The 568-nt window shown below is 60.9% G+C and carries 1 protein-coding gene; it reads left to right on the top strand.

Going from position 1 to position 568, the window contains the following annotated elements:
• Positions 1-210 precede the first annotated feature (210 nt).
• Positions 211-568, top strand: a 358-nt coding sequence (locus GTW58_RS13760) for an FBP domain-containing protein (protein ID WP_168023628.1), incomplete at its 3' end; no start/stop codon positions are given.

The following is a 568-nucleotide window of genomic DNA, read 5'->3' as shown; positions in this document are numbered from 1 at the left end:
CGGTTCAATAACGGTCCGGGTGTAGCCTCGAAGCCGTACGCATCCGTACCGCAATGTGAGCCAAAGGCGTCAGGAGGTTGTCGGCTTGTTCAGTGCCGACAGAAGACAGAGCTGATGCAGCCAATCGGATCTCGACCACGTTGATCTCGATTGGCCATCTCGTTCTGCCCATCCGTCCCGGACGGACCCCTGACCATTTGAGGAATCGCCATGCTCACGTACACCGAAACCCAGATCCGCAAGAGCTTCATCAACTGTTCCAAGGGCGAGGCCCAGCGGATCAATCTCCCCAAGGACGTCCTGGACGGGTGGGAATCAAGGATCTTCCTGGCCTGGATCGACCCCAAGGCTCCGCAGAACGGCTACATGGTGGCGGAGACCGAAGATGGCCTGCGCGGCATCGTGCTGCAGAAGAAGGCCGGCAAGGGCAGCGGCAATGCCCAGATGTGCCAGCTCTGCATGACCCTTCATCCCGGAAGCGGGATCTCGCTGGTCTCCATCCAACGGCCGCGCACCAAGCGCGACCACTACAACTCCCTGGGCACCTACGTGTGCGCGGACCTGGCCT

Source organism: Kocuria subflava, from assembly GCF_012163155.1.
Classification (GTDB): Bacteria; Actinomycetota; Actinomycetes; order Actinomycetales; family Micrococcaceae; genus Kocuria; species Kocuria subflava.
Note: the sequence above shows the minus strand (reverse complement) of the source record. Positions and strands in the feature narration are given on the sequence as shown.